This is a genomic window from Klebsiella sp. 10982, from assembly GCF_048589245.1.
Taxonomy (GTDB): Bacteria; Pseudomonadota; Gammaproteobacteria; order Enterobacterales; family Enterobacteriaceae; genus Klebsiella; species Klebsiella quasivariicola.
In genome coordinates, this window is record NZ_JBMAXV010000042.1 from 1 (window position 1) to 26,280 (window position 26,280).

Genomic DNA, 26,280 nt, shown 5'->3' on the forward strand with positions numbered 1-26,280 from the left:
TTTAGCGTGCTGATATGGCTCAGTTGGTAGAGCGCACCCTTGGTAAGGGTGAGGTCCCCAGTTCGACTCTGGGTATCAGCACCACTTTTTAGGTTAAAGTTCGGCACGTTGTAAAGAATTTGCCTGGCGACAATAGCACGGCGGTCCCACCTGACCCCATGCCGAACTCAGAAGTGAAACGTCGTAGCGCCGATGGTAGTGTGGGGTCTCCCCATGTGAGAGTAGGGAATCGCCAGGCATCAAATAAAGCAAAAGGCCCAGTCGAAAGACTGGGCCTTTTGCTTTTGTTTTCTCTGCTCTGTTTGCCGATGAGAAGCGCCTCTGCCCAGGGAAGATCTGCCAGGTACCGGTATGAACGTTGCGCAGCAACGGCCCGGGGAAGGGGGACTGGATGTTCGCCATCATTGCCCGCGATACAGAATAAAGGCCCTGTCGAAAGACTGGGCCTTTTGCATATATTGTCCCTGAAGCCTGAAGCCTGAAGCCTGAAGCCTTAAGCCTGAAGCCGAAAGTTTCCTGGTAGCGATGGGAGACTCTTTACCAGGGTGGGATCTCTGATAACCGCAAAGGCTAATAAAGCTGGCGAACTGTCGTCAGGGAGAGTCTGGACAATCGGTTAGAATGGTGGGAAGCAGATACAGGCTATGCTCCTGTCCTGTATCTGCTTCCCTGGAAGAGACCTAACGGGTCAGTGCGACGATCCCTAATGTGAGACCGGCTACCGCGGCGGCACCCCCGGCGATCGCGCCTGCGGTGTCCCAGTTGTCTTCTGTTGTGCCTTTCATACAGGTATTAGTGTGGACTAAGCGGCCTTGCGAGTCATAAACCGGTACGCAGGGAGAGTCATGGGCACAGCCTGCCAGCAGAGAGGCCAGCAGCGCCACGATTAAATACTTTTTCATGATATTACCTCTGGATAATCCGCGGGATTGCACTGAAAGCCAGTGCAGAACGGAATGGCTTATTTTATCACCACCCTTTGTCCGGCCCGGATGCCGAAATCATCTCAATATATGAGCCACGTAAATATCGTGAAGATAAGCAGGGGAATATGCAGAAAAGATGGAGAGAAAGGTCGTGACTCAGCGATACAGCATGCGAGGGAGATTACCTTAGTGCGGGGCGTTTTACTGGTTGCCATTATTTCATGCAAAAAAAAGCGCCCTCAGGGGGCGCCTTTAATACATAGCCGTATTATTCAACGTGCCGGGTAAAGCGTCGTCTGACGACCACAAAGAAGACCGGAACAAAGAAGATCGCCAGCAGTGTCGCGGTGAGCATCCCCCCCATCACGCCGGTGCCAACCGCATTCTGCGCTCCGCTGCCGGCACCATGGCTGATTACAAGCGGCATGACCCCGAGAATAAAGGCCAGAGAGGTCATCAGAATAGGTCGCAGGCGCATCCGCGATGCCTCCAGGGTGGCCTCAATGATCCCTTTCCCTTCTTTCTCCATCAGATCCTTGGCGAACTCAACGATCAGAATCGCGTTCTTCGCCGACAAACCGATCGTGGTCAGCAGGCCAACCTGGAAATACACGTCATTATTCAGCCCACGCAGCGTGGCGGCTAGCAGCGCGCCAATGACCCCCAGCGGAACCACTAACATCACTGAGAAGGGGATCGACCAGCTCTCATACAGCGCTGCCAGACACAGGAAGACTACAATCAGCGAGATGGCATAGAGCGCAGGCGCCTGGTTGCCGGAGAGCCGTTCCTGGTAAGACATCCCGGTCCAGTCATAACCGATACCGCTCGGCAGTTTACTGGCCAGCGTTTCCATCAGCGCCATGGCTTCCCCGGTACTTTTGCCTGGCGAAGCTTCACCAAGGATCTCCATGGATGGCAACCCGTTGTAGCGCTCCAGGCGCGGCGAGCCATATATCCAGCGCGAAGTGACAAAGGCGGAGAACGGGACCATTTCGCCGTTAGCGCTACGAACATACATATTGTTAATATCGCTCGGTAGCATACGGAAGTGGGCATCAGCCTGAACGTACACTTTCTTAACGCGGCCGCGGTCAATAAAGTCATTGACGTAGTACCCGCCCAGCGCGGCTGATATCGTTTCATTGATATCGGAGAGCGATACGCCAAGCGCTTGCGCTTTTTCCTGATCGACATCCAGTTTGAACTGTGGCGTATCTTCCAGACCATTAGGGCGCACCCGAACCAGCTGATCCGGATGCTGTTTCACCATGCCCAACAGTTGGTTTCGCGCCTGCGTCAGGGCGGTATGGCCGAGTCCACCCTGGTCGATCAGTTCAAAGTCGAAGCCGGTGGCGGTACCCAGCTCAATAATGGCTGGCATGTTGAACGGGAAAACCATGGCGTCTTTGATCTGGCTGAAGGCCACGGTGGCCCGCTTGATGATGGACTCCACGCTGTTTTTATCACCGCTGCGCGCTTCCCAGGGTTTCAGGCTGACAAACGCCATACCGGAGTTTTGTCCCTGGCCGCTGAAGCTGAAGCCGTTAACGGTAAAGACGCTTTCAACGTTGGCCTTCTCGTTATGCAGATAGTAGTCGGTCACCGTATCCAGTACCTTCTGCGTGCGCTCCTGGGTAGCGCCGGAAGGCAGTTGGATCATGGTCAGGAAGACCCCCTGGTCCTCGTCGGGTAGAAAGGATGTGGGTAAACGCATGAACAGCACAGCCATCCCCACGACGATCACCAGGTAGATCACCAGATAACGGCCTGTTCCACGCAGAATGCCGCTAACGCTGTTGGTATAGTGATTGACGCTCTGGTCGAAGCGGGCATTAAACCAGCCAAAAAATCCTTTTTTCTCATGGTGTTCGGCCGAGGCTGGCTTTAAAAGTGTGGCGCAAAGCGCCGGCGTCAGCACCAGGGCAACCAGCACGGAGAGCGCCATGGCGGAGACGATGGTGATCGAAAACTGGCGATAAATCGCACCGGTGGAGCCGCCGAAAAAGGCCATCGGCACAAATACCGTAGAAAGCACCATGGCAATACCCACCAGCGCTCCCTGGATCTGCGACATCGATTTTTCCGTCGCCTCTTTTGGCGAAAGTTTCTCCTCAACCATCACGCGCTCGACGTTTTCCACCACCACAATGGCGTCATCGACCAGCAGACCTATCGCCAGCACCATGCCAAACATCGTCAGCGTGTTAATGGAGTAACCAAACATCGACAGTACTGCGAAGGTGCCCAACAGCACCACGGGCACGGCAATGGTCGGAATGAGCGTTGCGCGCATGTTCTGCAGGAACAGATACATGACAAGAAAGACGAGAATAATCGCTTCAAAGAGCGTTTTGACCACTTCATGAATGGAGATTTTGACGAAAGGGGTCGTATCGTACGGATAAACAACCTTCATCCCCTGAGGGAAGTAGGGCTGCAGCTCGGCCAGTTTCGCTTTAATCGCGGTGGCGGTATCCAGTGCGTTGGCGCCCGTTGCGAGCTTAATCCCCAGACCAGAAGCGGGCTTGCCGTTGATTCTGGCGACAACGTTATAGTTTTCTCCTCCCAGCTCGATGCGGGCAACGTCTTTCAGATGGACGACAGACCCATCGGCGTTGACCCGCAGCGTGACCTTGCCAAACTCCTGCGGATCTTTAAGCCGTGTCTGAGCGATGATCGACGCGTTCAACTGCTGGCCTTTTAGCGCTGGCGTACCGCCGAGCTGGCCGGCGGCGATCTGATCGTTCTGGACCTGCAGCGCATTGATGACGTCAACCGGCGTCAGGTTGTATTTGTTCAGCAGGTTGCCATCCAGCCAGACGCGCATGGCGTATTGCGCGCCGAACAGCTGCACATCGCCCACGCCGTTGAGGCGGCTAATAGGATCTTTGACGTTGGAGGCGACATAGTCAGAGATATCATCCTGGGTGGTGGTCGGGTTATCAGAGATAAAGCCGGCGACCAGCAGGAAGCTGCTACTGGACTTCTCGACGCTAATTCCTTGCTGCTGAACTTCCTGGGGCAACAGCGGCGTGGCCAGCTGCAGTTTGTTTTGCACCTGCACCTGAGCGATATCGGGATCGGTGCCGGATTTAAAGGTGAGTGTAATGGTTACCGACCCGGCGGAGTCGCTGGTCGACGACATATACATCAGGTTGTCGATGCCGTTCATATTCTGCTCGATAACCTGGGTGACGGTATCCTGTACGGTCTGAGCATCTGCGCCAGGGTAGGTGGCGGAGATCGCTACCGCAGGGGGGGCGATTGTCGGATACTGCGCTATCGGTAGCTGCAGGATAGCCAGGCCGCCGGCAATCATCATAATGATGGCCAGTACCCAGGCGAAGACCGGTCGATGGATAAAAAACTTAGACATGGCTGAGTATCCTTATTGCGCGGCCGGCGCCGCACGCTCCGCTTCCGTTTTGACAGTGACGCCTGGACGGACTTTCTGTAAGCCGCTGACAATCACTTTATCGCCCGGCTTCAGCCCGCTGGTAATAAGCCACTTATCGCCAACGGCCTGAGTCGCGACGACTTCCCGGGTTTCAACCTGGTTTTTGCCGTTCACCAGCATCACGGAGGCATCACCACGCGGCGTGCGGGTCACCCCTTGCTGCGGCACCAGGATGGCCTGCGGATCGATACCTTCGTCTATGCGGGCGCGGACGAACATGCCTGGCAGCAGGACATGCTGGGGATTAGGGAAGATAGCGCGCAGAGTAATTGAGCCTGTACTTTCATCGACAGTGACGTCAGAAAACTGCAACGAACCTTTGAGCGGATAGGCCTGGCCGTTCTCCATGACCAGCTCGACGCTTTTGGTATCACCGCCGCGCTGCAGGCTTTCCTGCTTAAGGCGCATGAAATCATTGCTGGACTCCGTCACGTCAACATAAATGGGATCGAGCTGTTGTACGGTTGCCAGGGCATCCGACTGGCCGTTGGTGACCAGCGCCCCTTCGGTGACGCTCGATTTACCGATGCGCCCGCTAATGGGGGACGTCACTTTGGTGTAGGCCAGGTTAATGCGGGCTGTTTCCACGGCAGCTTTGGTGGCGATGACGTCGGCATCGGCCTGGCGTGCAGTGGCCACTGCCTGATCGTATTCCTGCTGGCTGATATATTTAGTACCCAGTAGTGGAACGTAGCGTTTTACCGTCAAATGGGCGATAGCGGCAGCGGCTTCAGCTTTTGCCTCATCGCCTTTGGCGCTGTTCCAGGCTGCCTGATAGGTTGCCGGATCGATCTGATAGAGCGACTGGCCTGCTTCGACATCACTTCCTTCAACAAAGTTACGCTTCAGGATGATACCGCTCACCTGGGGGCGGACTTCCGCTACGCGAAAAGCAGAGGTTCGGCCCGGCAGTTCGGTGGTGACTGATAGCGGTGCGCTGTTCACGACATGGACCGTCACCTGCGGCGCCTGCGCATGGGGTTGCTGGTTGTCCGAATTATCGCAACCGGTTAGCAATAAGGCCGAGATAATTAAACCGGATAAAAGTGTCACTCTGGCGTGAGTCGTCATTGCGGTTCCTTATAGATTACGTACCAAATTCGGCGGCGAATCTGTGAAAGAAAGAGGGAATCAAAAAGCAGTTTGCCATCCTACAAATAAACGCCGTTGGATGTAAGAGATACTTATTTTTAAGCAATCAGCAAGGCACGCAAAAACAAAAAAATGGTCACGGCAGTATTGCGATTTATCGCAATTGTAAAACTTAATAAATAGACATTATTTCGGTGAATGCATTCTGTAGTGATATTCATTTAAATAATTAATTATCTTGTGGCGTCAGAATTAACTTGTCTGCATTTTTGCTAAATAATACTCCATGACAAATGCTAGATTAATTGGTCTTAAGAAAATCCTATATTATCTGTTTGTCGGGAAGTGGGGCCTTGTATGGCAAGAAAAACGAAAGAAGAGGCGCTGCGCACGCGCCAGCTCCTGATTGAATCTGCTATCCAGCAGTTTGCCCTGCGGGGGGTGAGCAACACGACCCTGACGGATATCGCTGATGCCGCGGGAGTGACTCGCGGTGCGGTGTACTGGCATTTTGCCAGTAAGACAGAGCTGTTTAATGAAATGTGGCAGCAACAGCCACCGCTCAGGGATTTGATTCAGCCAAACTCAGCGCAAGCGAATGACCAGGAACCGTTAAGTATTTTGCGGGAGCGATTTATTGCCGGGCTGCGCTATATTGCTGAGAATCCTCGCCAGCGTGCCCTGATGCAAATTCTCTATCAGCGCTGTGAGTTTTCCAGAGATATGCTATCAGAAAGTGAAATTCGCCAACGTATTGGCTTTAACTATTGTGTTATTGGTGAGATTCTCCAGCGCTGTGTACGTAACAATATATTGCCAGCCGAAACAAATATTGAAGTCATCTTAATCGTCTTACATAGTGCTTTTTCCGGGTTGATTAAAAACTGGTTACTCGACCCGCAACGCTTTAATCTTTATCAGCAGGCACCTGCGCTGGTGGATAATATTATGGCGGTAATATCGGCTTCTCGTATTGCGGCGGGGCCGGCGCTGCGGGTGGTGAACCAGTAGGCTATTCTGTTGCTGTAGATAATAAAAAAGGCGCTTCCCCATGCCGAAGAGCGCCTTTTATATCAAGCAAGCAACTGACTAGTATCAGTTCATGCCGTATTTTTTCAGTTTTTTACGCAGCGTACCGCGGTTGATGCCCATCATCAGGGCAGCGCGGGTCTGGTTACCACGGGTGTATTGCATCACCATGTCCAACAGGGGCTGTTCAACTTCAGCCAGTACCAGCTCATACAGGTCATTCACATCCTGACCGTTCAGTTGAGCAAAATAGTTCTTCAGTGCCTGTTTAACCGAGTCACGCAGGGGCTTTTGAGTTACCTGATCCTGAGAGTTAACGGTAGAAACGGTCAGTACGTCAGAATTTACGCGTTGTTCGAACATAGTTCTGTCAGCTCTTTATTTCTATTACGCAAAATTTTCGAAGTATGCCTCCAACGCCTCCAGCTGTTCGCTGGCATCCTCAATGGCGTTGAATGTGCGCCGAAACTGGTCATCTGGAGCATGCTCCTGGAGATACCAGGAGACGTGTTTACGCGCGATTCGGTACCCTTTTGCCTGACCATAAAAGTCATGCAATTCCCGAACGTGCGCACAAAGCAAGCGCTTTACCTCTGCCAGCGGCAGCGGGGGCAGCAGCTCTCCAGTGTCCAGATAATGCTGGATTTCCCGAAAGATCCAGGGTCTTCCCTGAGCTGCACGGCCTATCATCAGGGCATCAGCCCCTGTATAGTCGAGCACAGCTCTGGCTTTAAGCGGGTCAGTAATGTCGCCATTCGCGATAATCGGAATGGAAACTTTCTGCTTAACTGCCCGAATACTGTCGTACTCAGCGTCTCCGTTAAACAAGCAGGCGCGGGTGCGTCCGTGAATAGTCAGAGCCTGAATGCCACACTCTTCGGCCAGTTGGGCAATCTCTACGCAGTTACGGTGCTCCGGTTCCCAACCGGTGCGAATCTTGAGTGTCACAGGAACGTCCACTGCGTTAACGACCGCCGTCAGGATCGACTTCACCTGGTCGGGGTACTGCAAGAGGGCTGAACCTGCAAGCTTGCGATTCACCTTTTTCGCCGGGCATCCCATATTGATATCAATAATCTGGGCGCCGCTTTCCACGTTAATCCGCGCGGCGGCAGCCATCTCTTCCGGTACGCTACCGGCGATTTGCACGGTACGAATACCGGGCTCATCAATATGCACCATCCGCAAACGAGACTTGTCGCTTTCCCACACCTGTGGGTTAGAAGACATCATCTCGGAAACGGTTAAGCCCGCTCCCATCTCGTAGCACAGCGTCCGGAATGGTCTGTCAGTGATGCCAGCCATGGGCGCTGCGATCAGGCGATTTCTGAGCTGGTGGTGTCCGATGCGCATGAGTTAAGAAATGACCATACTGTGACTGCAAGGCGGCGTATATTACGCATTTTTTGCACGAGATGAAAGGCCAAACTTTGAGCAATCCTCTGTTGCAGATCAATGAATCCGGGACTAGCGTAAAAGGGATGAATAAATACTTATATTAATCATTACTTTAATTGATGATGGATAATTTGTGTCCATTTATAAAATCATAAAACTTCTCGATTTTTCTTAGATTAACTCGCTGCTTTACGGCATAAAACGCTGTTTTTGTAGCCAAAAAAGTACGCTATAGTGCGATCTGCCTCTCATTTCCTGGCATTATTCGGTGGCTACTGGAAACAAAAATGCGGCCCGCAGGCCGCATCGCGCTTAGTTTTTCTGGCCGGTGATCCGGCACCACTCTTCTTTCTCAACCACCGGATCGAGAGTGAAGAGGTCGGCGTAGGCTTCACAGACGCTCTCTGCCTGGCTGGCAAGAATACCGGAAAGCCCCAGCAAACCGCCTGAAACGGGCAGGATGCTGATTAAGGGGGCCAGCTCGCGTAATGGACCTGCGAGGATATTCGCGACCACCACATCGGCTTTCATGGCTTCTGGCTGATCCTGCGGCAGATACAGCTCAAGGCGTTCGGAGACGCCATTACGCTGCGCGTTATCGCGGCTGGCCTGGATGGCCTGCGGGTCGATATCAATGCCGATTGCTTTAGCTGCGCCCAGTTTCAGGGCGGCAATCGCCAGGATGCCCGAGCCGCAGCCGAAATCAATGACCGTTTTTCCGCTGAGGTCGAGTCCATCCAGCCACTGCAGGCACAGGGATGTCGTCGGATGCGTACCGGTGCCAAAGGCCAGACCCGGATCGAGCATCACGTTGACAGCATTTTCATCCGGAACGTCGCGCCAGCTCGGGCAGATCCACAGACGCTCCCCAAAGCGCATCGGATGGAAATTATCCATCCATTCCCGCTCCCAGTCTTTATCTTCGAGCTGCTCGATCTTATGCGCGAACCCGGCGCCCAGCAGCGGGTGCTGCTCTAGTTGGGTCACGACCGCTTTCATGTCGGTTTCCGCATCGAACAGGCCGATGACATCGGTATCGCCCCACAACCGGGTTTCTCCGGGTAACGGCTCAAAGACCGGCGTATCGTGCGTATCCTGAAAGGTGATCGAGACCGATCCGGCCTCCATCAGCGCATCGCTAAGATCTTCAGCGTTCGCACCGGTGGTATTTAGTTTCAGTTGGATCCATGGCATAGCAAAACTCTTTATTTATCAGTAGTCAAAATGGGGGCCTGTGGGGCGGAACGACCAAAACGGTTCCCCGCCACAAACGCCAGCAAACTCAACAGCAGCGCGGGAACAATTGGATGGAAGCCCAAAAACTGCACTTTCAACGTCGCCAGTACGGCATACAGCACGCCGCCCACAATCATTGCGCTCAGCGCGCCAGCCGCGTTGGCGCGTTCCCAGTAAAGGCCCAGCACCAGCGGCCAGAGGAAGACGGCTTCCAGGCCACCGAAGGCCAGCAGGTTCAGCCAGATTATCATCTCCGGCGGCCGCCAGGCCGCGAGCAGCAGCAGGACCCCCAGCAGAAGCGTAATACTGGCGGACATGCGCTTAAGCCGCTTTTCGTTGGTCGCCTGTTCCGGACGCCAGTTCAGGTACAGATCTTTGATGATCGTAGCGGAACTTTGCAGAAGTTGGGCATTGATCGTCGACATAATCGCCGCCATCGGCGCGGCAAGGAAGATCCCGGCGGCAAAGGGTGGAAGCACTTTAACCATCAGCGTCGGGATCACCAGATCCGGCACGGTTAAATCGGGGATCACCGCCCGGCCTAATGCGCCAGCCAGATGCATACCAAACATCAGGATCGCCACCACGATGGTGCCGATAATGATGCCGCGATGCACGGCTTTGCTGTCTTTGTAGGAGATACAGCGCACTGCGGTATGTGGCAGACCAATAACGCCGAAGCAGACCAGCACCCAAAACGAGGCCATAAAGGTTGGCGAGAGGATATCCTCCGCGCCCTGCGGGGACACCAGCTTGACGTCGATCGACTGCAGTGTTTCTACCGCGTGGCCGATGCCGCCGGCCGCGTGGATCACGCCCACCAGCAGCACGATCGTGCCGATCAGCATCACCATGCCCTGCATCGTATCGTTGAGCACGCTGGCGCGAAACCCGCCATAGGCGGTATACAGCGCGATGCTGATCCCGAAGATCAACAGCCCGGTGTCGTAGGGAATACCCGCCGCCGTCTCCAGCAGGCGGGCGCCGCCGATAAACTGGACGGTCATGGCGCCGACAAAGGCGACCAGCAGGCTCAGGCTGGCCAGCCAGACCAGCAGGCGGCTCTGGTAGCGCGCAAACAGCATGTCATTTAGCGTGACGGCATTATAGCGGCGCGCAAGGATGGCGAATTTTTTCCCCAGCACACCCAGCGACAGCCAGATAGCGGGGAGCTGGATCATCGCCAGCAGTACCCAACCCAGGCCATATTTATAGGCGGCGCCGGGCCCGCCGATAAACGAGCTGGCGCTAATATAGGTGGCGGTTAAGGTCATGGCCAGCACGAAGCCGCCCATCGAGCGGCTGCCGAGGAAGTACTCGTTGAGAAAACTTCCTGAAGCGCGTTTTCTCATGGCGTAAAGGGATAAGCCGAACACCACCACCAGATAAGCGATCAGGGGAATAATGACCTCAAACTGCATCGTCGTCCTCCAGAGGAATATCGCGGAAAACCAGTTTGACCATCGCCCAGCACAGCAAAATAAACAGCAGCGGTACCAGCAGGCAGGCCATTTCAAACCAGTGGGGCAGGCCGGTAAAACCGATAGCGACCCCCGGCAGATACGCCGCCGCCAGCCAGGCGGCAAGATAGAGAAGGGTCAGCCACAGCGCCCAGCGCGCTTCTTTGTGGGCCTGAACAAAGCGTTTGTCCATTTTTTGTCCCTTGAGGATGAAGAAAGCGGGGATTGTACCGCATGGAAAAGTTGAGAGGAGAGAAAAAGAAAAAAGGCCGGATTAACCGGCCTTTTGCAGCGAGTACAGGATTATTTTTCCTGCAAACCGAGTTTTTTCTCCAGATAGTGGATGTTAGTGCCACCATGCTGGAAGTTCTCGTCGCTCATAATGCGCATCTGCAGATCGACGTTGGTTTTGATACCGTCGATAATCAGCTCCTGCAGCGCATTCTTCATGCGGGCAATCGCTACGTCACGGCTTTCGCCGTAGCAGATCAGTTTGCCGATCATGGAGTCATAGTACGGGGGTACAGTGTAGCCAGCGTAGATATGAGACTCCCAGCGCACGCCAAAGCCGCCCGGTGCGTGGAAACGGGTAATCTTACCCGGGCTTGGCAGGAAGGTGTTCGGGTCTTCGGCGTTGATACGGCATTCCACCGCATGGCCGCGAACCACCACTTCATCCTGTTTAATGGACAGCGGCTGGCCAGCAGCGATACGCAGCTGCTCTTTGATCAGGTCTACGCCGGTGATCATTTCGGTAACCGGGTGTTCTACCTGGATACGGGTGTTCATTTCAATGAAGTAGAACTCGCCGTTTTCGAACAGGAACTCGAAGGTACCCGCCCCGCGGTAGCCGATATCAACACAGGCTTTCGCGCAACGCTCGCCGATGTAGCGACGCAGCTCCGGGGTAATGCCCGGCGCCGGCGCTTCTTCGACCACTTTCTGGTGACGGCGCTGCATGGAGCAGTCGCGCTCAGCCAGATAGATAGCGTTACCCTGACCGTCCGCCAGCACCTGAATTTCGATGTGGCGTGGGTTTTCCAGGTATTTCTCCATGTAGACCATGTCGTTATTAAAAGCCGCTTTGGCTTCCGCTTTGGTCATGGAGATGGACTGGGCCAGCTCAGCGTCGCTACGCACAACGCGCATACCGCGACCGCCGCCGCCGCCGGAGGCCTTGATGATCACCGGATAGCCGATGCGTTTAGCATGGGCGCGGTTAGCATCCATGTCGTCGGTCAGCGGGCCGTCAGAACCCGGCACGGTTGGGACGCCGGCTTTCTTCATCGCGGTGATCGCGGACACTTTGTCGCCCATCAGGCGGATGGTGTCGGCTTTTGGGCCGATGAAGATAAAGCCGGAGCGTTCAACCTGTTCAGCAAAATTGGCGTTCTCAGAGAGGAAGCCATAGCCTGGGTGAATAGCTACCGCGCCAGTGATCTCAGCGGCGCTGATAATAGCCGGGATGTTGAGATAGCTTTTTACGGACGGAGCCGGACCGATGCAGACCGTCTCATCCGCTAACAATACGTGTTTTAGATCGCGGTCCGCAGTAGAGTGCACAGCGACGGTCTTGATGCCCAGTTCTTTACAGGCACGCAGGATGCGCAGTGCGATCTCGCCACGGTTAGCGATGACAATTTTATCCAGCATGTTCGCCTCGTTACTCGATAACTACCAGCGGCTCGTCGAATTCTACTGGTTGGCCGCTTTCGATCAGAATGGCTTTCACCACGCCGGCTTTGTCGGCTTCGATCTGGTTCATCATTTTCATCGCTTCGACGATGCACAGGGTGTCGCCCACGTTAACTTTCTGGCCAACTTCCACAAACGCTTTTGCGTCCGGGCTCGGCGTGCGGTAGAAAGTACCAACCATCGGGGAACGTACGATGTGACCACTGATTTCCGCTTTCGCCGGCGCTTCAGCGGCGGCAGCTGGAGCGGCAGCCGCCGCGGCAGGTGCCTGAGGCTGCATCATCGGCGCAGCATACGCCTGCTGCATAACCGGATAGCTTGCGGCCGGTGCAGAGCGGCTGATGCGAACAGACTCTTCGCCTTCAGAAATTTCCAGTTCGGAGATACCTGATTCTTCAACCAGCTCGATCAGTTTTTTAATCTTACGAATATCCATGAGTGGGTTCCGTACTCTTTGTTTAGTGTGATTGTGACAGGCGTTTTACCGCCGTCTGTAAAGCGTATGAATAGCCGTCCGCCCCCAGTCCGCAAATGACGCCAGCGGCGACATCTGACAGATACGAGTGCTGGCGGAAGGGTTCGCGTGCATGCACATTGCTCAGGTGAATCTCGATAAACGGGATGTTCACAGCAAGCAACGCATCACGGATTGCTACGCTGGTGTGCGTGAACGCGGCCGGATTAATCAGGATATAGTCCACGTTGTCTTTAGCCTGATGAATTCGGTCGATTAACGCATACTCCGCGTTGGACTGCAGGTGATCCAGGCTCACATTCAGCGCCGCCGCTTCAGATGTTAAACGGTTAACAATTTCAGCCAGCGTGAGGGTGCCATACTTCTCAGGCTCGCGCGTTCCGAGCATGTTAATGTTTGGCCCATTCAAAAGCAAAATGTGAGACTTGTCTACCATCGTGTGGCGATCTCCTGCCATTTTCGGGTAAAAAACAACATATACCTTCAATGCGCCCTTGTCACCTTTTCCGGGTCAGAAAACCCCGTCAGGAAAACCAAAGTCGCACATTATAACGATTTCGTAGCAATTGGCAGCTAAATACTGGTCTTATCAGGGAAGATTATCAACCGCTATCTGAAAAAGAGTCGCGGTTGATAAAGGATCTGCGGGAAACTGCACATTACCGGATTCAGCGCCACCACTGGCGGAACTTCTTATAACGCCATGCCAAAAGCACCACGGCCAACAGGGCATAAATGAGGGGCTGCGGTGAGACGATCTTTACCGACCACAGGTAGTGAATCGGCGCGAGGATCGCCACCAGATAGACGAAGTTGTGTAAAAGTTGCCAGCGACGACCCAGTTTTCGCTGCATCGCCTGCGTCGAAGTTATCGCCAGCGCCAACAGGATCGCCCAGCAGACCATGCCTAACGTCAGGTAGGGGCGAGTAATAATCTCCGAGCCCAGCAACGCCAGATTGTTAATGCCCAGCTCCAGCAGGGTATAGCTGGTCAGGTGCAGTGTCGCCCAGGCAAAACACCATAGACCTAACAGGCGGCGAACGCGAATTAATAATGGCTGCTTCGCGTAGCGTGCCAGCGGAGACACCAACAGCGTCGCCAGCAGAAACTTAAGCGCCATTCTGCCGGTAAAGTGCTGGATATCCTTGGCGGGATCGGCGCTAAAGTAGCCCTGGTGCCCGGCCCAGAATAACCAGACCAGCGGCAAAAAACCCGCAAGGTGAAGTAAAACCTTCAGCCAGACGATCTGTTTGACGGTGAAACGCACTAGAAGTTCTCCCGCAGGTTCATGCCGCGATACAGTGAGGCCACTTCGTCGGCATAGCCGTTGAATAGCAGTGTCGGCTGACGCTTCACGTCGAGTACGCCACCGGCGCCGATAAACCGTTCGCTGGCCTGCGACCAGCGGGGATGATCGACATGGGGATTGACGTTGGCAAAGAAACCGTATTCGTCCGGCGCCGCCATATTCCAGGTGGTTGGCGGCCGATCGCGGGTCAGTTCGATGCTGACGATGGATTTTATGCCTTTAAAGCCATACTTCCACGGTACGGTCAGGCGGATCGGCGCGCCGTTTTGCGGCGGCAGCGCTTTGCCATACACGCCGACGGTAAGCAGTGTCAGCGGGTGCATTGCTTCATCCAGCCGCAGGCCTTCCACATAAGGATAAGCGAGTCCCCCGCCGATAAAACGATCTTTCTGCCCGGGCATTTGCTCCGGGGCATAGAGGGTTTTGAAGGCCACGTAGCGCGCGTTGCTGGTGGGCTCCACCAGCGCTAACAGTTTATGCAGCGGGAAGCCCACCCAGGGAACCACCATCGACCAGGCCTCCACGCAGCGCATACGGTAAATGCGCTCCTCCAGCGGAAAGCGTTTGGTCAGATCGTCATGGTCAAGAGTCAACGGCTTCGCCACTTCACCGCCAATGGTCAGCGTCCAGGGGTCGGTGCGCAGGCTGCCCGCGTTCGCTGCCGGGTCGGCTTTATCGAGGCCAAATTCATAAAAGTTGTTGTAACCGGCAACCTTATCTTCCGGGGTAAGCGTCAGCTTTGACTGCCATTCGGTGGGCCTGGCAAAGTCGAGTGCTTTGCCTGCCGGAGCCGGCGGTCGGTCGTTGCCTTTAAACCAGTCCAGCAGATCGGCCCGTGCGGTCGCGGGAAGAGAAAGTGCGGTCGCGCTGATGCCCAGCATTTTCAGCACCTGGCGACGCTTCAGCATAAAAACAGACTCGGCCGTGACGTCGGCTTCCGTCAGTGTTTTTCTTTTCATGGTGTTCTCCGTCATGCGTTTCCCTAAGCATGACGGAGACGGCGATGAATCGCGAATATGTCACGAAAAATTGCACATTAAGGATATCAACCGTCGCCCTGCCAGGAGGACAGGAGACCAGGAATCATCGGAAAGTGGCACAAGACGTTTCCTTTACCGTGCATGACCCGGCATCTTTATCAGACAAAAGGGGACACAAGGTCAATCCTTAATACTATGCGCCGCTGGCGTCGGGTTGCCATTCAGCGTCTAAAATTAAAGCGCTTCTGGTGTAGGCCGCAGGCGGGCGACGATTGGCAAATTTTTTCTGCCGACTATACTCGCTATCGGCATAATTTCGCCGATAATACGCATTCCATTGCCAGACTCGCCATCTTTGATAGTATGCGTCGCGCTTTAAAAGGTTAATGCTAGCGGCAAGGCGCGCGCCGGCAGGGGGGCCTGATGGTTCATTGGGCAGTCATTCACTCGCGGAGTTAACACAGGGATGCGATTAACGACGAAGTTCTCAGCCTTTATCACGCTGCTAACTAGCCTGACCATCTTCGTCACGCTGATTGGTGCTTCGCTGAGCTTTTATAACGGCATTGAGAATAAGGTTGCAAACCGCGTGCAGGGGGTGGCAACGATGCTGGATAACCGGCTCATCACTACCTCGTTTGACCAGCTTGAGCCGCAACTGGACGAACTGTTGACACCGTTCGAGATCGTGCATATCGATTTCATGCTGAACGGCAAACCGCTCTACAGTCACTCCCGAACCGACAGCTATCGCCCGCTGGGAAGCCATGAACAATTCCGTGAGGTGACGGTCCCGTCGCTTAAACATCCGGGTATCACTCTGCATCTGGTCTACGTTGACCCGATGGTTAACTATTTCCGTTCGCTGTCGGTCACGGCCCCGCTGTCGATCTCTATCGGCTTTATGGTGGTGATTATCTTCTTCGCCGTCCGCTGGATCCGCCGCCAGCTGGCCGGCCAGGAGCTGCTTGAGCTTCGTTCCACGCGCATCCTGAGCGGCGAGCGCGGGCCGCAGGTGCGCGGGTCGGTCTATGAATGGCCGGCCAGTACCAGTAGCGCGCTGGATATGCTGCTGTCGGAGCTGCAGTTTGCCAGCGATCAGCGCAGCCGAATGGATACGCTGATTCGCTCCTATGCGGCACAGGATTCCAAAACCGGCCTGAATAACCGCCTGTTTTTTGACAATCAGCTGGCCACCCTACTGGAAGATCAGGAAAAAGTGGGCGCCTACGGCATCGTGATGATGATCCGTCTGCCGGAGTTCGATCTGCTGCGGGACAACTGGGGACGCACGGCAGCCGAAGAGCATTACTTTACGCTTATCAACCTGCTCTCTACCTTTATTATGCGTTACCCCGGCGCACTTCTGGCGCGCTATCACCGTAGCGACTTTGCCGTGCTGCTGCCGCACCGTACGTTAAAAGAGGCGGATAGCATCGCCGGACTGTTGCTGAAGGCGATGGACGCGTTGCCACCGACGCGCATTCTCGATCGTGACGATATGATGCATATCGGCATCTGTGCTTTCCGCAGTGGGCAATCGACTGCGCAGGTCATGGAACATGCCGAAGCGGCGACGCGCAACGCGGTGCTGCAGGGCAGCAACAGCTGGTCGGTTTATGACGACACCCTTCCTGAGAAAGGCCGCGGCAACGTTCGCTGGCGGACACTGATCGAACAGATGCTCAGTCGCGGCGGGCCGCGGTTATATCAAAAACCGGCCGTCACCCGCGACGGACGCGTGCATCACCGTGAGCTGATGTCACGGATGTACGACGGTAAAGAAGAGGTGATTGCCGCGGAATACATGCCGATGGTGCTGCAGTTTGGCCTGGCAGAGGAGTATGACCGCCTGCAGGTGACGCGCCTGCTGCCATTTTTAGGCTTCTGGCCCGAAGAGAACCTGGCCCTGCAGCTGTCGGTAGAGTCGCTAATCCGCCCGCGTTTCCAGCGCTGGCTGCGCGATGCCCTGATGCAATGTGAAAAATCTCAGCGTCAGCGGATTATTTTTGAACTTGCAGAGGCAGATGTTTGTCAATATATCGGCCGCCTGCAGCCCGTTATGCGGTTGGTTAATGCCCTCGGTGTTCGGGTGGCAGTGGTTCAGGCGGGATTAACCCTGGTGGGTACTAGCTGGATCAAACAGCTGGATGCGGAAGTGATCAAGCTGCATCCAGGGCTGGCGCGCAACATCGAAAAGCGCAGCGAGAACCAGCTGCTGGTACAAAGCCTGGTGGAAGCCTGTAAAGGCATGCCTATGCAAGTTTTTGCGACGGGCGTACGCAGCCGTAGCGAGTGGCTGGTACTGTCTCAATGCGGTGTCACGGGCGGGCAGGGGGAATTTTTTGCCGCCTCACAGCCACTTGACACAAATGTGAAAAAATATTCGCAAAGATACTCGGTTTGATCTGCCGTTTAGCGTGATTTCACGTAGAATAACTCGCGCCATCGTGAAGGGGGTGTGCTTGTCTACCTGCCGGATCATCGCAATGTAAATGCCAGTGAACCTCCTTTGACAGGTTACAAATTCAGGTGTGGAGCACTGCTGAAGATTTCAGCAATGAACGAAGCCGGAAAAATTTGTAACAAAGGAAATGAACTGCACTAATTTTCACCGCAGCAGGTGATTTTTGCGCCTTGTCGCTGCTGCGTGTGGTTGGTAAAGTAAGCGGATTTTGTTTTCCGCCCCAGCTTTCAGGATTATCCCTTAGTATGTTAAAAAAATTTCGTGGCATGTTTTCCAATGACCTGTCCATTGACCTGGGTACCGCGAATACCCTTATTTACGTAAAAGGACAAGGCATCGTATTGAATGAGCCTTCCGTGGTGGCCATTCGTCAGGATCGTGCCGGATCGCCGAAAAGCGTCGCTGCCGTGGGTCATGAAGCGAAGCAGATGCTCGGCCGTACCCCGGGTAATATCGCGGCGATCCGCCCGATGAAGGACGGCGTCATCGCTGACTTCTTCGTGACGGAAAAAATGCTGCAGCACTTTATTAAACAAGTGCACAGCAACAGCTTTATGCGCCCGAGCCCGCGTGTGCTGGTCTGCGTGCCGGTTGGCGCCACCCAGGTAGAACGCCGTGCCATTCGTGAATCCGCGCAAGGCGCAGGCGCTCGCGAAGTGTTCCTGATTGAAGAACCGATGGCGGCAGCGATCGGCGCGGGTCTGCCGGTTTCTGAAGCAACTGGCTCAATGGTGGTGGATATCGGTGGTGGTACTACCGAGGTGGCGGTCATCTCCCTGAACGGTGTGGTCTACTCCTCCTCCGTGCGTATCGGTGGTGACCGCTTCGACGAAGCTGTCATCAATTACGTGCGTCGTAACTATGGTTCCCTGATCGGTGAAGCGACCGCTGAGCGTATCAAGCACGAAATCGGTTCGGCTTATCCGGGCGATGAAGTACGCGAGATCGAAGTTCGCGGCCGTAACCTGGCGGAAGGCGTTCCACGCGGCTTCACCCTCAACTCAAACGAAATTCTTGAAGCGCTGCAGGAGCCGCTGACCGGCATCGTGAGTGCGGTTATGGTTGCTCTTGAGCAGTGCCCGCCGGAACTGGCTTCTGATATCTCCGAGCGCGGGATGGTTCTCACCGGCGGTGGTGCGCTGCTGCGCAATCTGGACCGTCTGTTAATGGAAGAAACCGGTATTCCAGTCGTGGTTGCTGAAGATCCGCTGACCTGCGTAGCGCGTGGCGGCGGCAAGGCGCTGGAAATGATCGACATGCACGGCGGCGACCTGTTTAGCGAAGAGTAGTCAGCCTGAAGGTCCGGGGTGGCTTACGCGCTGCCCCTGGTCTTTACTGACACGAGAATACGCATAGCCTATGAAGCCAATTTTTAGCCGTGGCCCCTCGCTACAGATTCGCCTTATTCTGGCGGTGCTGGTGGCGCTTGGCGTGATTATCGCCGACAGCCGCCTGGGTACGTTCAGTCAAATCAGAACGTACATGGATACAGCCGTCAGCCCATTCTACTTTGTCTCTAATGGTCCCCGGGAACTGCTCGACAGCGTATCGCAGACGCTGGCTACCCGCGACCAGCTCGAACTGGAAAACCGTGCGCTGCGTCAGGAGCTGTTGCTGAAAAACAGCGATCTGCTGATGTTGGGCCAGTATAAGCAAGAGAACGCGCGCCTGCGTGAACTACTTGGCTCGCCGCTGCGTCAGGACGAGCAAAAAATGGTGACGCAGGTCATCTCGACGGTCAACGATCCCTACAGCGATCAGGTGGTTATCGATAAGGGCAGCGTGAACGGCGTTTATGAAGGCCAGCCGGTTATCAGCGATAAAGGCGTGGTGGGGCAGGTGGTCGCCGTGGCGAAAATGACCAGTAGGGTACTGCTGATCTGTGATGCCACCCATGCGCTGCCGATCCAGGTCCTGCGTAACGACATTCGCGTGATTGCCGCCGGTAACGGCTGCACTGACGATCTCCAGCTTGAACATCTGCCGGCGAATACCGATATTCGCGTCGGCGACGTGCTGGTGACCTCTGGTCTCGGCGGCCGCTTCCCGGAAGGGTATCCGGTTGGGGTGGTTTCTTCGGTGAAACTGGACACCCAGCGTGCTTACACCGTCATTCAGGCGCGCCCGACCGCCGGTCTGCAGCGCTTACGCTATTTGCTGCTGCTGTGGGGCGCCGATCGCAATGGCGCTAACCCGATGACCCCGGAAGAGGTCCATCGGGTGGCTAACGAACGCCTGATGCAGATGATGCCGCAGGTACTGCCTGCGCCGGATGCGATGGGGCCGCAGATGCCGGCGCCCGCCACCGGGCTGACGCCTTCTCAGCCGTCGCAGCCTGCAGGGGGGCAATAGTGGCAAGTTACCGTAGCCAGGGACGCTGGGTTATCTGGCTCTCGTTTCTTATCGCGCTATTGCTGCAAATTATGCCCTGGCCGGCGGACATCAGCGTTTTCCGGCCCAACTGGGTATTATTGATCCTGCTGTACTGGATCCTCGCCCTGCCGCATCGGGTGAACGTAGGGACGGGCTTCGTGATGGGGGCTATTCTTGATCTCATCAGTGGTTCAACGCTCGGCGTTCGCGCGTTGTCTTTAAGCATCGTCGCCTATCTGGTGGCGCTGAAGTATCAGCTGTTCCGTAACCTGGCGCTCTGGCAACAGGCGCTGGTGGTTATGCTGTTATCCCTGGCCGTGGATATCATTGTTTTCTGGGCAGAGTTTTTAGTGATCAACGTCTCTTTCCGTCCGGAAGTATTCTGGAGTAGTGTAGTAAACGGTGTCCTCTGGCCATGGCTCTTCCTGCTGATGCGCAAAGTGCGCCAGCAATTTGCCGTGCAATAAGGTTGATATGACAACTCTGTATCTTGCTTCTGGTTCCCCGCGTCGGCAGGAACTGCTGACTCAGCTTGGTCTCGCGTTCGAGCGTCTGGTTCCAGGTATTGAGGAGCAGCGCCAGCCGCAGGAGAGTGCTCAGCACTATGTCGCCCGTCTGGCGCGCGAAAAAGCGCAGGCCGGGGTGGCGATGGCGCCGCGTGATTTGCCCGTGCTGGGCGCGGATACGATTGTTATTCTTAATGGCGAAGTGCTGGAAAAACCGCGCGATGCTGAACACGCAGCAGCGATGCTGCGTCTGCTTTCCGGCCACACCCATCAGGTCATGACCGCGGTGGCGCTGGCGGATAAGCAGCAGACGCTGGACTGTCTGGTGGTCACGGAAGTGACCTTCCGGCAGCTTAGCGAGCAGGATATCGCCGACTATGTGGCCAGCGGCGAGCCTTTAGATAAAGCAGGTGCATACGGTATTCAAGGGTTGGGTGGTTGCTTCGTCAGGAAGATTAATGGCAGCTATCACGCCGTAGTCGGCTTACCGCTGGTGGAAACGTATGAGTTGCTCAGTAACTTTAACTCACTGCGTAAAGAAAAGGGATAAAGATGACGGCTGAATTATTAGTTAACGTAACGCCATCCGAAACGCGCGTTGCGTATATTGATGGCGGTATTCTGCAGGAAATTCATATTGAGCGTGAAGCGCGACGCGGAATCGTAGGCAATATCTACAAAGGTCGTGTTAGCCGAGTGCTGCCCGGAATGCAGGCGGCTTTTGTAGATATTGGTCTGGATAAGGCGGCCTTCCTCCACGCCTCCGATATCATGCCGCACACCGAGTGCGTCGCCGGCGAGGAGCAAAAGCAGTTTACCGTACGCGATATTTCAGAGCTGGTGCGCCAGGGCCAGGACCTGATGGTCCAGGTGGTTAAAGATCCGCTGGGTACCAAAGGCGCGCGTCTGACCACGGACATTACGCTGCCTTCCCGCTATCTGGTATTTATGCCGGGCGCCTCCCACGTGGGCGTCTCTCAGCGTATTGAAAGCGAAGCCGAGCGCGAGCGGTTGAAAAAGGTGGTCGCAGAATATTGCGATGAACAGGGCGGGTTTATCATTCGCACTGCTGCGGAAGGCGTTCACGAGCAAGAGATGGCCGCGGATGCCGCCTATCTTAAGCGCGTATGGACCAAGGTAATGGAGCGCAAAAAACGCAACCAGACCCGCTATCAGCTGTATGGCGAACTGGCGCTGGCCCAGCGCGTGCTGCGTGATTTTGCCGATGCGCATCTTGACCGTATTCGCGTTGACTCGCGGCTGACCTACGAGGCGCTGCTCGAATTCACCGCCGAATATATTCCGGAGATGACCAGCAAGCTGGAACACTACAGCGGCCGCCAGCCAATCTTCGATCTCTTTGACGTGGAGAATGAAATTCAGCGCGCGCTGGAGCGTAAAGTCGAGCTGAAGTCCGGAGGCTACCTGATCATCGACCAGACCGAGGCGATGACGACTATCGATATCAATACCGGGGCCTTTGTCGGGCACCGCAACCTTGACGATACGATTTTCAATACCAACATCGAAGCCACCCAGGCGATAGCCCGTCAGCTGCGTTTACGTAACCTCGGTGGCATTATCATCATTGATTTCATTGATATGAACAATGAAGACCATCGTCGACGGGTGCTGCACTCCCTGGAGCAGGCGCTAAGTAAAGACCGGGTGAAGACCAGCATCAACGGCTTCTCCCAGCTGGGGCTGGTGGAGATGACCCGTAAACGCACTCGCGAAAGCGTGGAGCATGTGCTGTGCAACGAGTGCCCGACCTGCCACGGACGCGGAACGGTAAAGTCGGTCGAAACAGTATGCTATGAGATTATGCGTGAGATCGTCCGCGTGCATCATGCTTATGATTCCGATCGTTTCCTGGTCTATGCTTCCCCTGCGGTGGCGGAAACCCTGAAAGGGGAAGAGTCGCACGCGCTGGCGGAAGTGGAAATCTTTGTCGGCAAGCAGGTGAAGGTACAAATTGAGCCGCTCTATAATCAAGAGCAGTTCGATGTGGTTATGATGTAAGACACCGCGTCATTGTGCGGCTGACAAGGAGAGAGGCGTGAGGCGACTGCCCGGGATATTATTGCTCACCGTGGCAACATTGATTGTTATCGTCGCGCTGCTGGTGAGTGGCTTGCGTCTCGTGTTGCCGCAGCTCGACGCCTGGCGTCCGCAGCTGCTGGAGAAGATCTCCTCCCTCACTGGCGCGCCGGTGGACGCCTCGCAGATCAGCGCCAGCTGGCAAACTTTTGGTCCAACGCTGGATGTCCGTGATATACATGTCGGGCTGAAAGATGGCGGCACAATGGCGGTCAAGCGCGTGACCCTGGCGCTGGACGTCTGGCAAAGCCTGCTGCATATGCGCTGGCAGTTCCGCGACCTCACTTTCTGGCAGTTGCAGGTCCATACCAATACCCCTATTCAGACCAACGACGGCGGCGACAGTCTGAAAGGCGACCGCATCAGCGATCTCTTTTTACGTCAGTTCGATCACTTTACTCTGCGCGACAGTCAGCTGAGTTTCCTGACCCTTTCCGGCCAGCGGGCGGAGCTGGCGGTTCCGCAGCTGACCTGGCTTAACGGCAGGAACCGTCACCGCGCCGAGGGGCAACTCAGTCTTTCCAGTCTCACCGGCCAGCATGGCGTCATGCAGGTGCGGATGGATCTCCGTGATGAAGATGGCCTGCTGAACAAAGGCCGGGTGTGGCTGCAGGCTGACGATATTGACGTCAAACCGTGGCTGGGCCGCTGGATGCAGGACAATATTGCCCTAAAGAGCGCCCGCTTCAGCCTTGAAGGCTGGATGACGATTGAAAAAGGCGATGTGGCCGGCGGCGATGTATGGCTGAAAAAAGGGGGCGCCAGCTGGCAGGGCGATAACGAAGTCCATCATCTGTCGGTGGATAACCTGACGGCGCATCTCTCTCATAACCAGCAAAGCTGGGGCTTCTATATTCCCGATACCCGGATTGCTATCGACGATAAACCGTGGCCAAGTGGCGCGCTGGCGATGGCCTGGATCCCGGCGCAGGACGTCGGTGGCGATAATGGTCAGCGAAGCGATGAATTACGTATTCGCGCCAGCAATTTAGCCCTCAGCGGCCTCAGCGGTTTACTGCCTTTTGCCGATAAGCTGGCGCCTTCCCTGGGCCAACTCTGGCGCACTACGCAGCCCAGCGGCAAGATCAACCTGCTGGCCCTTGATATTCCCCTGCAGGCGACCGAGAAAACACGCTTTCAGGTGCAGTGGAGCGATCTGGCATGGAAGCAGTGGAAACTTCTGCCGGGGGCGGAGCACTTTTCTGGCAGCCTTGATGGCAGCGTTGAGCACGGGGAACTGCAAGCCCGGATGACGAAGGCGCTGATGCCCTATGTCGGCGTTTTCCGCGCTCCGCTGGAGATCGCCGCTGGCGAAGCCACCCTCAGTTGGGTGAAAAACGACAAGGGGTTTATGCTCGATGGCCGCGATATTGACGTGCAGGCGACGGGCGTACGCGCTCGCGGCGGCTTCCGTTATCTGCAACCGCAGGGGGACGATCCGTGGCTGGGCATTCTGGCGGGCATCAGCACCAATGATGGCGGCCAGGCGTGGCGTTACTTTCCGGAAAACCTGATGGGTAAAGCGCTGGTGGATTACCTCAGCGGCGCGATTAAAGCGGGGCAAGCCAGCGATGCGACGCTGGTGTATGGCGGCAACCCGCATCTGTTCCCGTATCCGCATAATGAAGGCCAGTTCCAGGTTTATGTCCCGCTGAAGAACGCCACTTTTGCTTTTCAACCGGACTGGCCGGCGCTGACCGGGCTGAATATCGACCTTAACTTTATCAACAACGGCCTGTGGATGCGGGCGGATAAAGCGATGCTTGGCAACGTGGCTGCCAGCAATCTTGATGCCGCGATCCCGGACTATGCGCAGGAAAAACTGCTGATAGATGCCGACATCAAAGGCCCGGGCAAAGAAGTGGGACCTTATTTCAACACCACGCCGCTAAAAGAGTCTCTGGGTGCGGCGCTGGAGTCCCTGCAGCTGGATGGCGATGTGAGCGCTCGCTTACATTTAAACATTCCCCTTGATGGCGAAATGACCACTGCGAAAGGCGATGTCCGTCTGCAGAATAACAATCTTTTTATCAAGCCATTAGATACTACGCTGCAGAATCTGAGCGGTAATTTCAGCTTTGTGAATGGCGATCTTAATAGCGACACGTTGAGCGCGACCTGGTTTAATCAGCCACTGAACCTCAATTTTTCCACCCGCGAAGGTGAAAAAGCCTTCCTGGTGGACGTCGGGATGAATGCCAACTGGCAGCCGTCGCGCACCGGGCTGCTGCCGAAAGCCGTGAATGAGGCGCTGAGCGGTAGCGTCCCGTGGGAGGGTAAGGTCGCTATCGAGCTGCCGTACCACGGCAATGCCAGCTATAAGGTCGATATCAAGGGCGACCTGAAGAATGTGAGTAGTCACTTACCTCCGCCGGTCAGTAAGCCTGCCGGCGAACCCCTGCCGGTCAACATCAACGTCGCTGGCGGTCTGAACAGCTTCGACCTGACCGGCTCTATCGGGGCGAAGAATCATATCAACAGCCGCTGGTTGCTGAACCGTAAGCTAACGCTGGACAGAGCGATCCTTACCACGGACAGCAAAGGCCTCTCTCCGCTGCCCGACCAGCCTGGCGTTGAGCTCAACCTGCCGCCGATGGATGGTGCGCAGTGGCTGGCGCTCTTCCAGAATGGGGCGGCAAATGAAGTCAGCAGCAGTGTGCTTTTTCCACCGCGCATTGTGCTACGTACGCCGTCGCTGGCGCTTGGCGGCCAGCAATGGAACAACGTCAGTCTGATGTCGCAGCCGGTTGCCGGCGGCTCGCTGGTTGAGGCGCAGGGACGTGAGATCAACGCCACCCTGACGATGCGTGATAATGCTCCATGGCTGGCAAATGTGCGTTATCTCTATTTCAACCCGGCCAGCGCCAGCGGCCAGAGCGGGACGGGAAATGCGCTCCCACAGGCACAGACGCGGCTGGATTTCCACGGCTGGCCCGATCTACAGCTGCGCTGCGCCGAGTGCTGGTTGTGGGGGCAAAAATATGGCCGTATCGACGGCGATGTGACGATCAAGGGCGATACCTTAACGCTCGCCAACGGTCTGGTGGATACCGGGTTTGGCCGGCTGACAACCGACGGCGTGTGGGTGAGCGCTCCTTCCGGGGTGCGCACATCGCTAAAAGGCAGACTGCATGGCAATAAGACGGATGAGTTTGCCAATTTCTTCGGTGTTTCCACGCCGGTGAAGGATTCGTCGTTTGATATCGACTACGATCTGCACTGGCGCGCGCCGCCCTGGTCGCCAGATGTGGCGTCGCTCAATGGCATCATTAAAAGTCACCTTGGCAAAGGGCAGTTTACCGACCTGAGTACCGGACACGCTGGCCAGCTGCTGCGTTTGCTGAGCGTCGATGCCCTGCTGCGTAAACTGCGTTTCGATTTCAGCGATACTTTCAGCGAAGGCTTTTATTTCGATTCTATTAACAGTACGGCATGGATTAAGGATGGCGTACTGCATACCGATGATACGCTGGTGGATGGCCTGGAAGCCGACATTGCCATGAAAGGGTCGGTCGACCTGGTGCGTCGACGGCTGGATCTGCAAGCGGTGGTTGCGCCGGAAATCTCCGCCACCGTCGGCGTGGCAGCAGCCTTCGCCGTCAACCCGATCGTCGGCGCGGCGGTATTTGCCGCCAGCAAGGTGCTGGGGCCGCTGTGGAACAAAGTCTCGATTCTGCGCTATCGCATCACTGGCCCGATTGACCAGCCGCAGATCAATGAAGTGCTGCGCCAGGCGCGTAGCAACAAAAAGCAATGATTTGACGATTGCCGGG

22 protein-coding genes, 1 tRNA gene and 1 rRNA gene are annotated in these 26,280 nt (G+C 55.7%); 11 read left to right on the forward strand and 13 right to left on the reverse strand.

Annotation, left to right across the window (positions count from 1 at the left end):
- Positions 1-8 precede the first annotated feature (8 nt).
- Together ACKLKD_RS22955 and rrf are read left to right on the forward strand one after the other, a co-directional pair.
- Positions 9-84: transfer RNA gene (locus tag ACKLKD_RS22955), tRNA-Thr, on the forward strand.
- 38 nt (positions 85-122) lie between these two features.
- A 5S ribosomal RNA gene (gene rrf, locus ACKLKD_RS22960) occupies positions 123-238 on the forward strand.
- Positions 239-680: 442 nt separating this feature from the next.
- Here rrf and ACKLKD_RS22965 read toward each other — a convergent pair.
- The 3 genes from ACKLKD_RS22965 to ACKLKD_RS22975 all read right to left on the reverse strand — a co-directional run bounded on the left by ACKLKD_RS22965 (position 681) and on the right by ACKLKD_RS22975 (position 5,457).
- The gene (locus tag ACKLKD_RS22965; RefSeq protein ID WP_004206262.1) at positions 681-902 is read right to left on the reverse strand and encodes a membrane protein; all 222 of its coding nucleotides are present in this window, start codon (positions 900-902) and stop codon (positions 681-683) included.
- Positions 903-1,194: 292 nt separating this feature from the next.
- Positions 1,195-4,305 (reverse strand): efflux RND transporter permease subunit, encoded by a 3,111-nt coding sequence (locus ACKLKD_RS22970; RefSeq protein WP_087805911.1) that lies wholly within the window; start codon positions 4,303-4,305, stop codon positions 1,195-1,197.
- A gap of 12 nt (positions 4,306-4,317) precedes the next feature.
- Positions 4,318-5,457 (reverse strand): efflux RND transporter periplasmic adaptor subunit, encoded by a 1,140-nt coding sequence (locus ACKLKD_RS22975; protein ID WP_025713002.1) that lies wholly within the window; start codon positions 5,455-5,457, stop codon positions 4,318-4,320.
- 378 nt (positions 5,458-5,835) lie between these two features.
- Here ACKLKD_RS22975 and envR point away from each other — a divergent pair, with 378 nt between their 5' ends.
- On the forward strand, positions 5,836-6,489 hold the full coding sequence (gene envR / locus ACKLKD_RS22980; protein WP_025713003.1) for an acrEF/envCD operon transcriptional regulator: 654 nt from the start codon (positions 5,836-5,838) through the stop codon (positions 6,487-6,489).
- Positions 6,490-6,573: 84 nt separating this feature from the next.
- Here envR and fis read toward each other — a convergent pair whose 3' ends face one another.
- The 10 genes from fis to msrP all read right to left on the reverse strand — a co-directional run bounded on the left by fis (position 6,574) and on the right by msrP (position 15,040).
- Positions 6,574-6,870 (reverse strand): DNA-binding transcriptional regulator Fis, encoded by a 297-nt coding sequence (fis, locus tag ACKLKD_RS22985; RefSeq protein WP_000462905.1) that lies wholly within the window; start codon positions 6,868-6,870, stop codon positions 6,574-6,576.
- Positions 6,871-6,894: 24 nt separating this feature from the next.
- Positions 6,895-7,860, reverse strand: coding sequence for a tRNA dihydrouridine synthase DusB (gene dusB, locus ACKLKD_RS22990; RefSeq protein ID WP_004144972.1), 966 nt, complete (start codon positions 7,858-7,860; stop codon positions 6,895-6,897).
- Positions 7,861-8,217: 357 nt separating this feature from the next.
- On the reverse strand, positions 8,218-9,099 hold the full coding sequence (gene prmA / locus ACKLKD_RS22995) for a 50S ribosomal protein L11 methyltransferase (protein ID WP_025713004.1): 882 nt from the start codon (positions 9,097-9,099) through the stop codon (positions 8,218-8,220).
- A gap of 11 nt (positions 9,100-9,110) precedes the next feature.
- The gene (gene panF, locus ACKLKD_RS23000; protein WP_080897321.1) at positions 9,111-10,562 is read right to left on the reverse strand and encodes a sodium/pantothenate symporter; all 1,452 of its coding nucleotides are present in this window, start codon (positions 10,560-10,562) and stop codon (positions 9,111-9,113) included.
- Positions 10,552-10,794 (reverse strand): DUF997 family protein, encoded by a 243-nt coding sequence (locus ACKLKD_RS23005; RefSeq protein WP_004206253.1) that lies wholly within the window; start codon positions 10,792-10,794, stop codon positions 10,552-10,554. The genes panF and ACKLKD_RS23005 overlap by 11 nt, the downstream gene beginning before the upstream one ends.
- A gap of 110 nt (positions 10,795-10,904) precedes the next feature.
- Complete coding sequence (gene accC, locus ACKLKD_RS23010; RefSeq protein ID WP_004174096.1) at positions 10,905-12,254, reverse strand: acetyl-CoA carboxylase biotin carboxylase subunit; 1,350 nt, start codon at positions 12,252-12,254, stop codon at positions 10,905-10,907.
- 10 nt (positions 12,255-12,264) lie between these two features.
- A complete protein-coding gene (accB, locus tag ACKLKD_RS23015) occupies positions 12,265-12,732 on the reverse strand; it encodes an acetyl-CoA carboxylase biotin carboxyl carrier protein (RefSeq protein WP_004206250.1) in 468 nt (155 codons plus the stop codon).
- A gap of 22 nt (positions 12,733-12,754) precedes the next feature.
- Positions 12,755-13,207, reverse strand: coding sequence for a type II 3-dehydroquinate dehydratase (gene aroQ / locus ACKLKD_RS23020; protein ID WP_025713006.1), 453 nt, complete (start codon positions 13,205-13,207; stop codon positions 12,755-12,757).
- A gap of 232 nt (positions 13,208-13,439) precedes the next feature.
- A complete protein-coding gene (gene msrQ / locus ACKLKD_RS23025; RefSeq protein WP_025713007.1) occupies positions 13,440-14,039 on the reverse strand; it encodes a protein-methionine-sulfoxide reductase heme-binding subunit MsrQ in 600 nt (199 codons plus the stop codon).
- Complete coding sequence (msrP, locus tag ACKLKD_RS23030) at positions 14,039-15,040, reverse strand: protein-methionine-sulfoxide reductase catalytic subunit MsrP (RefSeq protein WP_080897322.1); 1,002 nt, start codon at positions 15,038-15,040, stop codon at positions 14,039-14,041. Before msrP ends, msrQ begins: the two co-directional genes overlap by 1 nt.
- Before the next feature lie 216 nt (positions 15,041-15,256).
- On the opposite strand from msrP, the gene ACKLKD_RS23035 reads away from it, so the two are divergent.
- The 8 genes from ACKLKD_RS23035 to yhdP all read left to right on the forward strand — a co-directional run bounded on the left by ACKLKD_RS23035 (position 15,257) and on the right by yhdP (position 26,264).
- A complete protein-coding gene (locus ACKLKD_RS23035; protein WP_042929469.1) occupies positions 15,257-15,448 on the forward strand; it encodes a hypothetical protein in 192 nt (63 codons plus the stop codon).
- A gap of 79 nt (positions 15,449-15,527) precedes the next feature.
- Positions 15,528-17,468 carry an RNase E specificity factor CsrD gene (gene csrD, locus ACKLKD_RS23040; RefSeq protein ID WP_025713009.1) on the forward strand — a complete coding sequence of 647 codons (1,941 nt, stop codon included), beginning with the start codon at positions 15,528-15,530 and terminating at the stop codon, positions 17,466-17,468.
- A gap of 305 nt (positions 17,469-17,773) precedes the next feature.
- A complete protein-coding gene (gene mreB, locus ACKLKD_RS23045) occupies positions 17,774-18,817 on the forward strand; it encodes a rod shape-determining protein MreB (protein WP_002918653.1) in 1,044 nt (347 codons plus the stop codon).
- Between the two features lie 70 nt (positions 18,818-18,887).
- Positions 18,888-19,880: a rod shape-determining protein MreC gene (gene mreC, locus ACKLKD_RS23050; protein WP_004206242.1), complete on the forward strand. Its 993-nt coding sequence runs from the start codon at positions 18,888-18,890 to the stop codon at positions 19,878-19,880.
- Positions 19,880-20,368: a rod shape-determining protein MreD gene (mreD, locus tag ACKLKD_RS23055; RefSeq protein WP_025713010.1), complete on the forward strand. Its 489-nt coding sequence runs from the start codon at positions 19,880-19,882 to the stop codon at positions 20,366-20,368. Before mreC ends, mreD begins: the two co-directional genes overlap by 1 nt.
- Before the next feature lie 7 nt (positions 20,369-20,375).
- Positions 20,376-20,957 (forward strand): Maf family protein, encoded by a 582-nt coding sequence (locus ACKLKD_RS23060; RefSeq protein ID WP_042929470.1) that lies wholly within the window; start codon positions 20,376-20,378, stop codon positions 20,955-20,957.
- 2 nt (positions 20,958-20,959) lie between these two features.
- Positions 20,960-22,429, forward strand: coding sequence for a ribonuclease G (gene rng, locus ACKLKD_RS23065; RefSeq protein WP_004206239.1), 1,470 nt, complete (start codon positions 20,960-20,962; stop codon positions 22,427-22,429).
- A 37-nt stretch (positions 22,430-22,466) separates the two neighbouring features.
- Complete coding sequence (yhdP, locus tag ACKLKD_RS23070; RefSeq protein ID WP_025713011.1) at positions 22,467-26,264, forward strand: AsmA2 domain-containing protein YhdP; 3,798 nt, start codon at positions 22,467-22,469, stop codon at positions 26,262-26,264.
- Positions 26,265-26,280: the final 16 nt, after the last annotated feature.

What these genes read in the sequence shown, in the direction of transcription:
- ACKLKD_RS22965 (WP_004206262.1), bottom strand. Translation starts at nt 902, where the DNA reads ATGAAAAAGTATTTAATCGTGGCGCTGCTGGCCTCTCTGCTGGCAGGC.
- ACKLKD_RS22970 (WP_087805911.1), bottom strand. Translation starts at nt 4,305, where the DNA reads ATGTCTAAGTTTTTTATCCATCGACCGGTCTTCGCCTGGGTACTGGCC.
- ACKLKD_RS22975 (WP_025713002.1), bottom strand. Translation starts at nt 5,457, where the DNA reads ATGACGACTCACGCCAGAGTGACACTTTTATCCGGTTTAATTATCTCG.
- envR (WP_025713003.1), top strand. Translation starts at nt 5,836, where the DNA reads ATGGCAAGAAAAACGAAAGAAGAGGCGCTGCGCACGCGCCAGCTCCTG.
- fis (WP_000462905.1), bottom strand. Translation starts at nt 6,870, where the DNA reads ATGTTCGAACAACGCGTAAATTCTGACGTACTGACCGTTTCTACCGTT.
- dusB (WP_004144972.1), bottom strand. Translation starts at nt 7,860, where the DNA reads ATGCGCATCGGACACCACCAGCTCAGAAATCGCCTGATCGCAGCGCCC.
- prmA (WP_025713004.1), bottom strand. Translation starts at nt 9,099, where the DNA reads ATGCCATGGATCCAACTGAAACTAAATACCACCGGTGCGAACGCTGAA.
- panF (WP_080897321.1), bottom strand. Translation starts at nt 10,562, where the DNA reads ATGCAGTTTGAGGTCATTATTCCCCTGATCGCTTATCTGGTGGTGGTG.
- ACKLKD_RS23005 (WP_004206253.1), bottom strand. Translation starts at nt 10,794, where the DNA reads ATGGACAAACGCTTTGTTCAGGCCCACAAAGAAGCGCGCTGGGCGCTG.
- accC (WP_004174096.1), bottom strand. Translation starts at nt 12,254, where the DNA reads ATGCTGGATAAAATTGTCATCGCTAACCGTGGCGAGATCGCACTGCGC.
- accB (WP_004206250.1), bottom strand. Translation starts at nt 12,732, where the DNA reads ATGGATATTCGTAAGATTAAAAAACTGATCGAGCTGGTTGAAGAATCA.
- aroQ (WP_025713006.1), bottom strand. Translation starts at nt 13,207, where the DNA reads ATGGTAGACAAGTCTCACATTTTGCTTTTGAATGGGCCAAACATTAAC.
- msrP (WP_080897322.1), bottom strand. Translation starts at nt 15,040, where the DNA reads ATGAAAAGAAAAACACTGACGGAAGCCGACGTCACGGCCGAGTCTGTT.
- ACKLKD_RS23035 (WP_042929469.1), top strand. Translation starts at nt 15,257, where the DNA reads ATGCGCCGCTGGCGTCGGGTTGCCATTCAGCGTCTAAAATTAAAGCGC.
- csrD (WP_025713009.1), top strand. Translation starts at nt 15,528, where the DNA reads ATGCGATTAACGACGAAGTTCTCAGCCTTTATCACGCTGCTAACTAGC.
- mreB (WP_002918653.1), top strand. Translation starts at nt 17,774, where the DNA reads ATGTTAAAAAAATTTCGTGGCATGTTTTCCAATGACCTGTCCATTGAC.
- mreC (WP_004206242.1), top strand. Translation starts at nt 18,888, where the DNA reads ATGAAGCCAATTTTTAGCCGTGGCCCCTCGCTACAGATTCGCCTTATT.
- ACKLKD_RS23060 (WP_042929470.1), top strand. Translation starts at nt 20,376, where the DNA reads ATGACAACTCTGTATCTTGCTTCTGGTTCCCCGCGTCGGCAGGAACTG.
- rng (WP_004206239.1), top strand. Translation starts at nt 20,960, where the DNA reads ATGACGGCTGAATTATTAGTTAACGTAACGCCATCCGAAACGCGCGTT.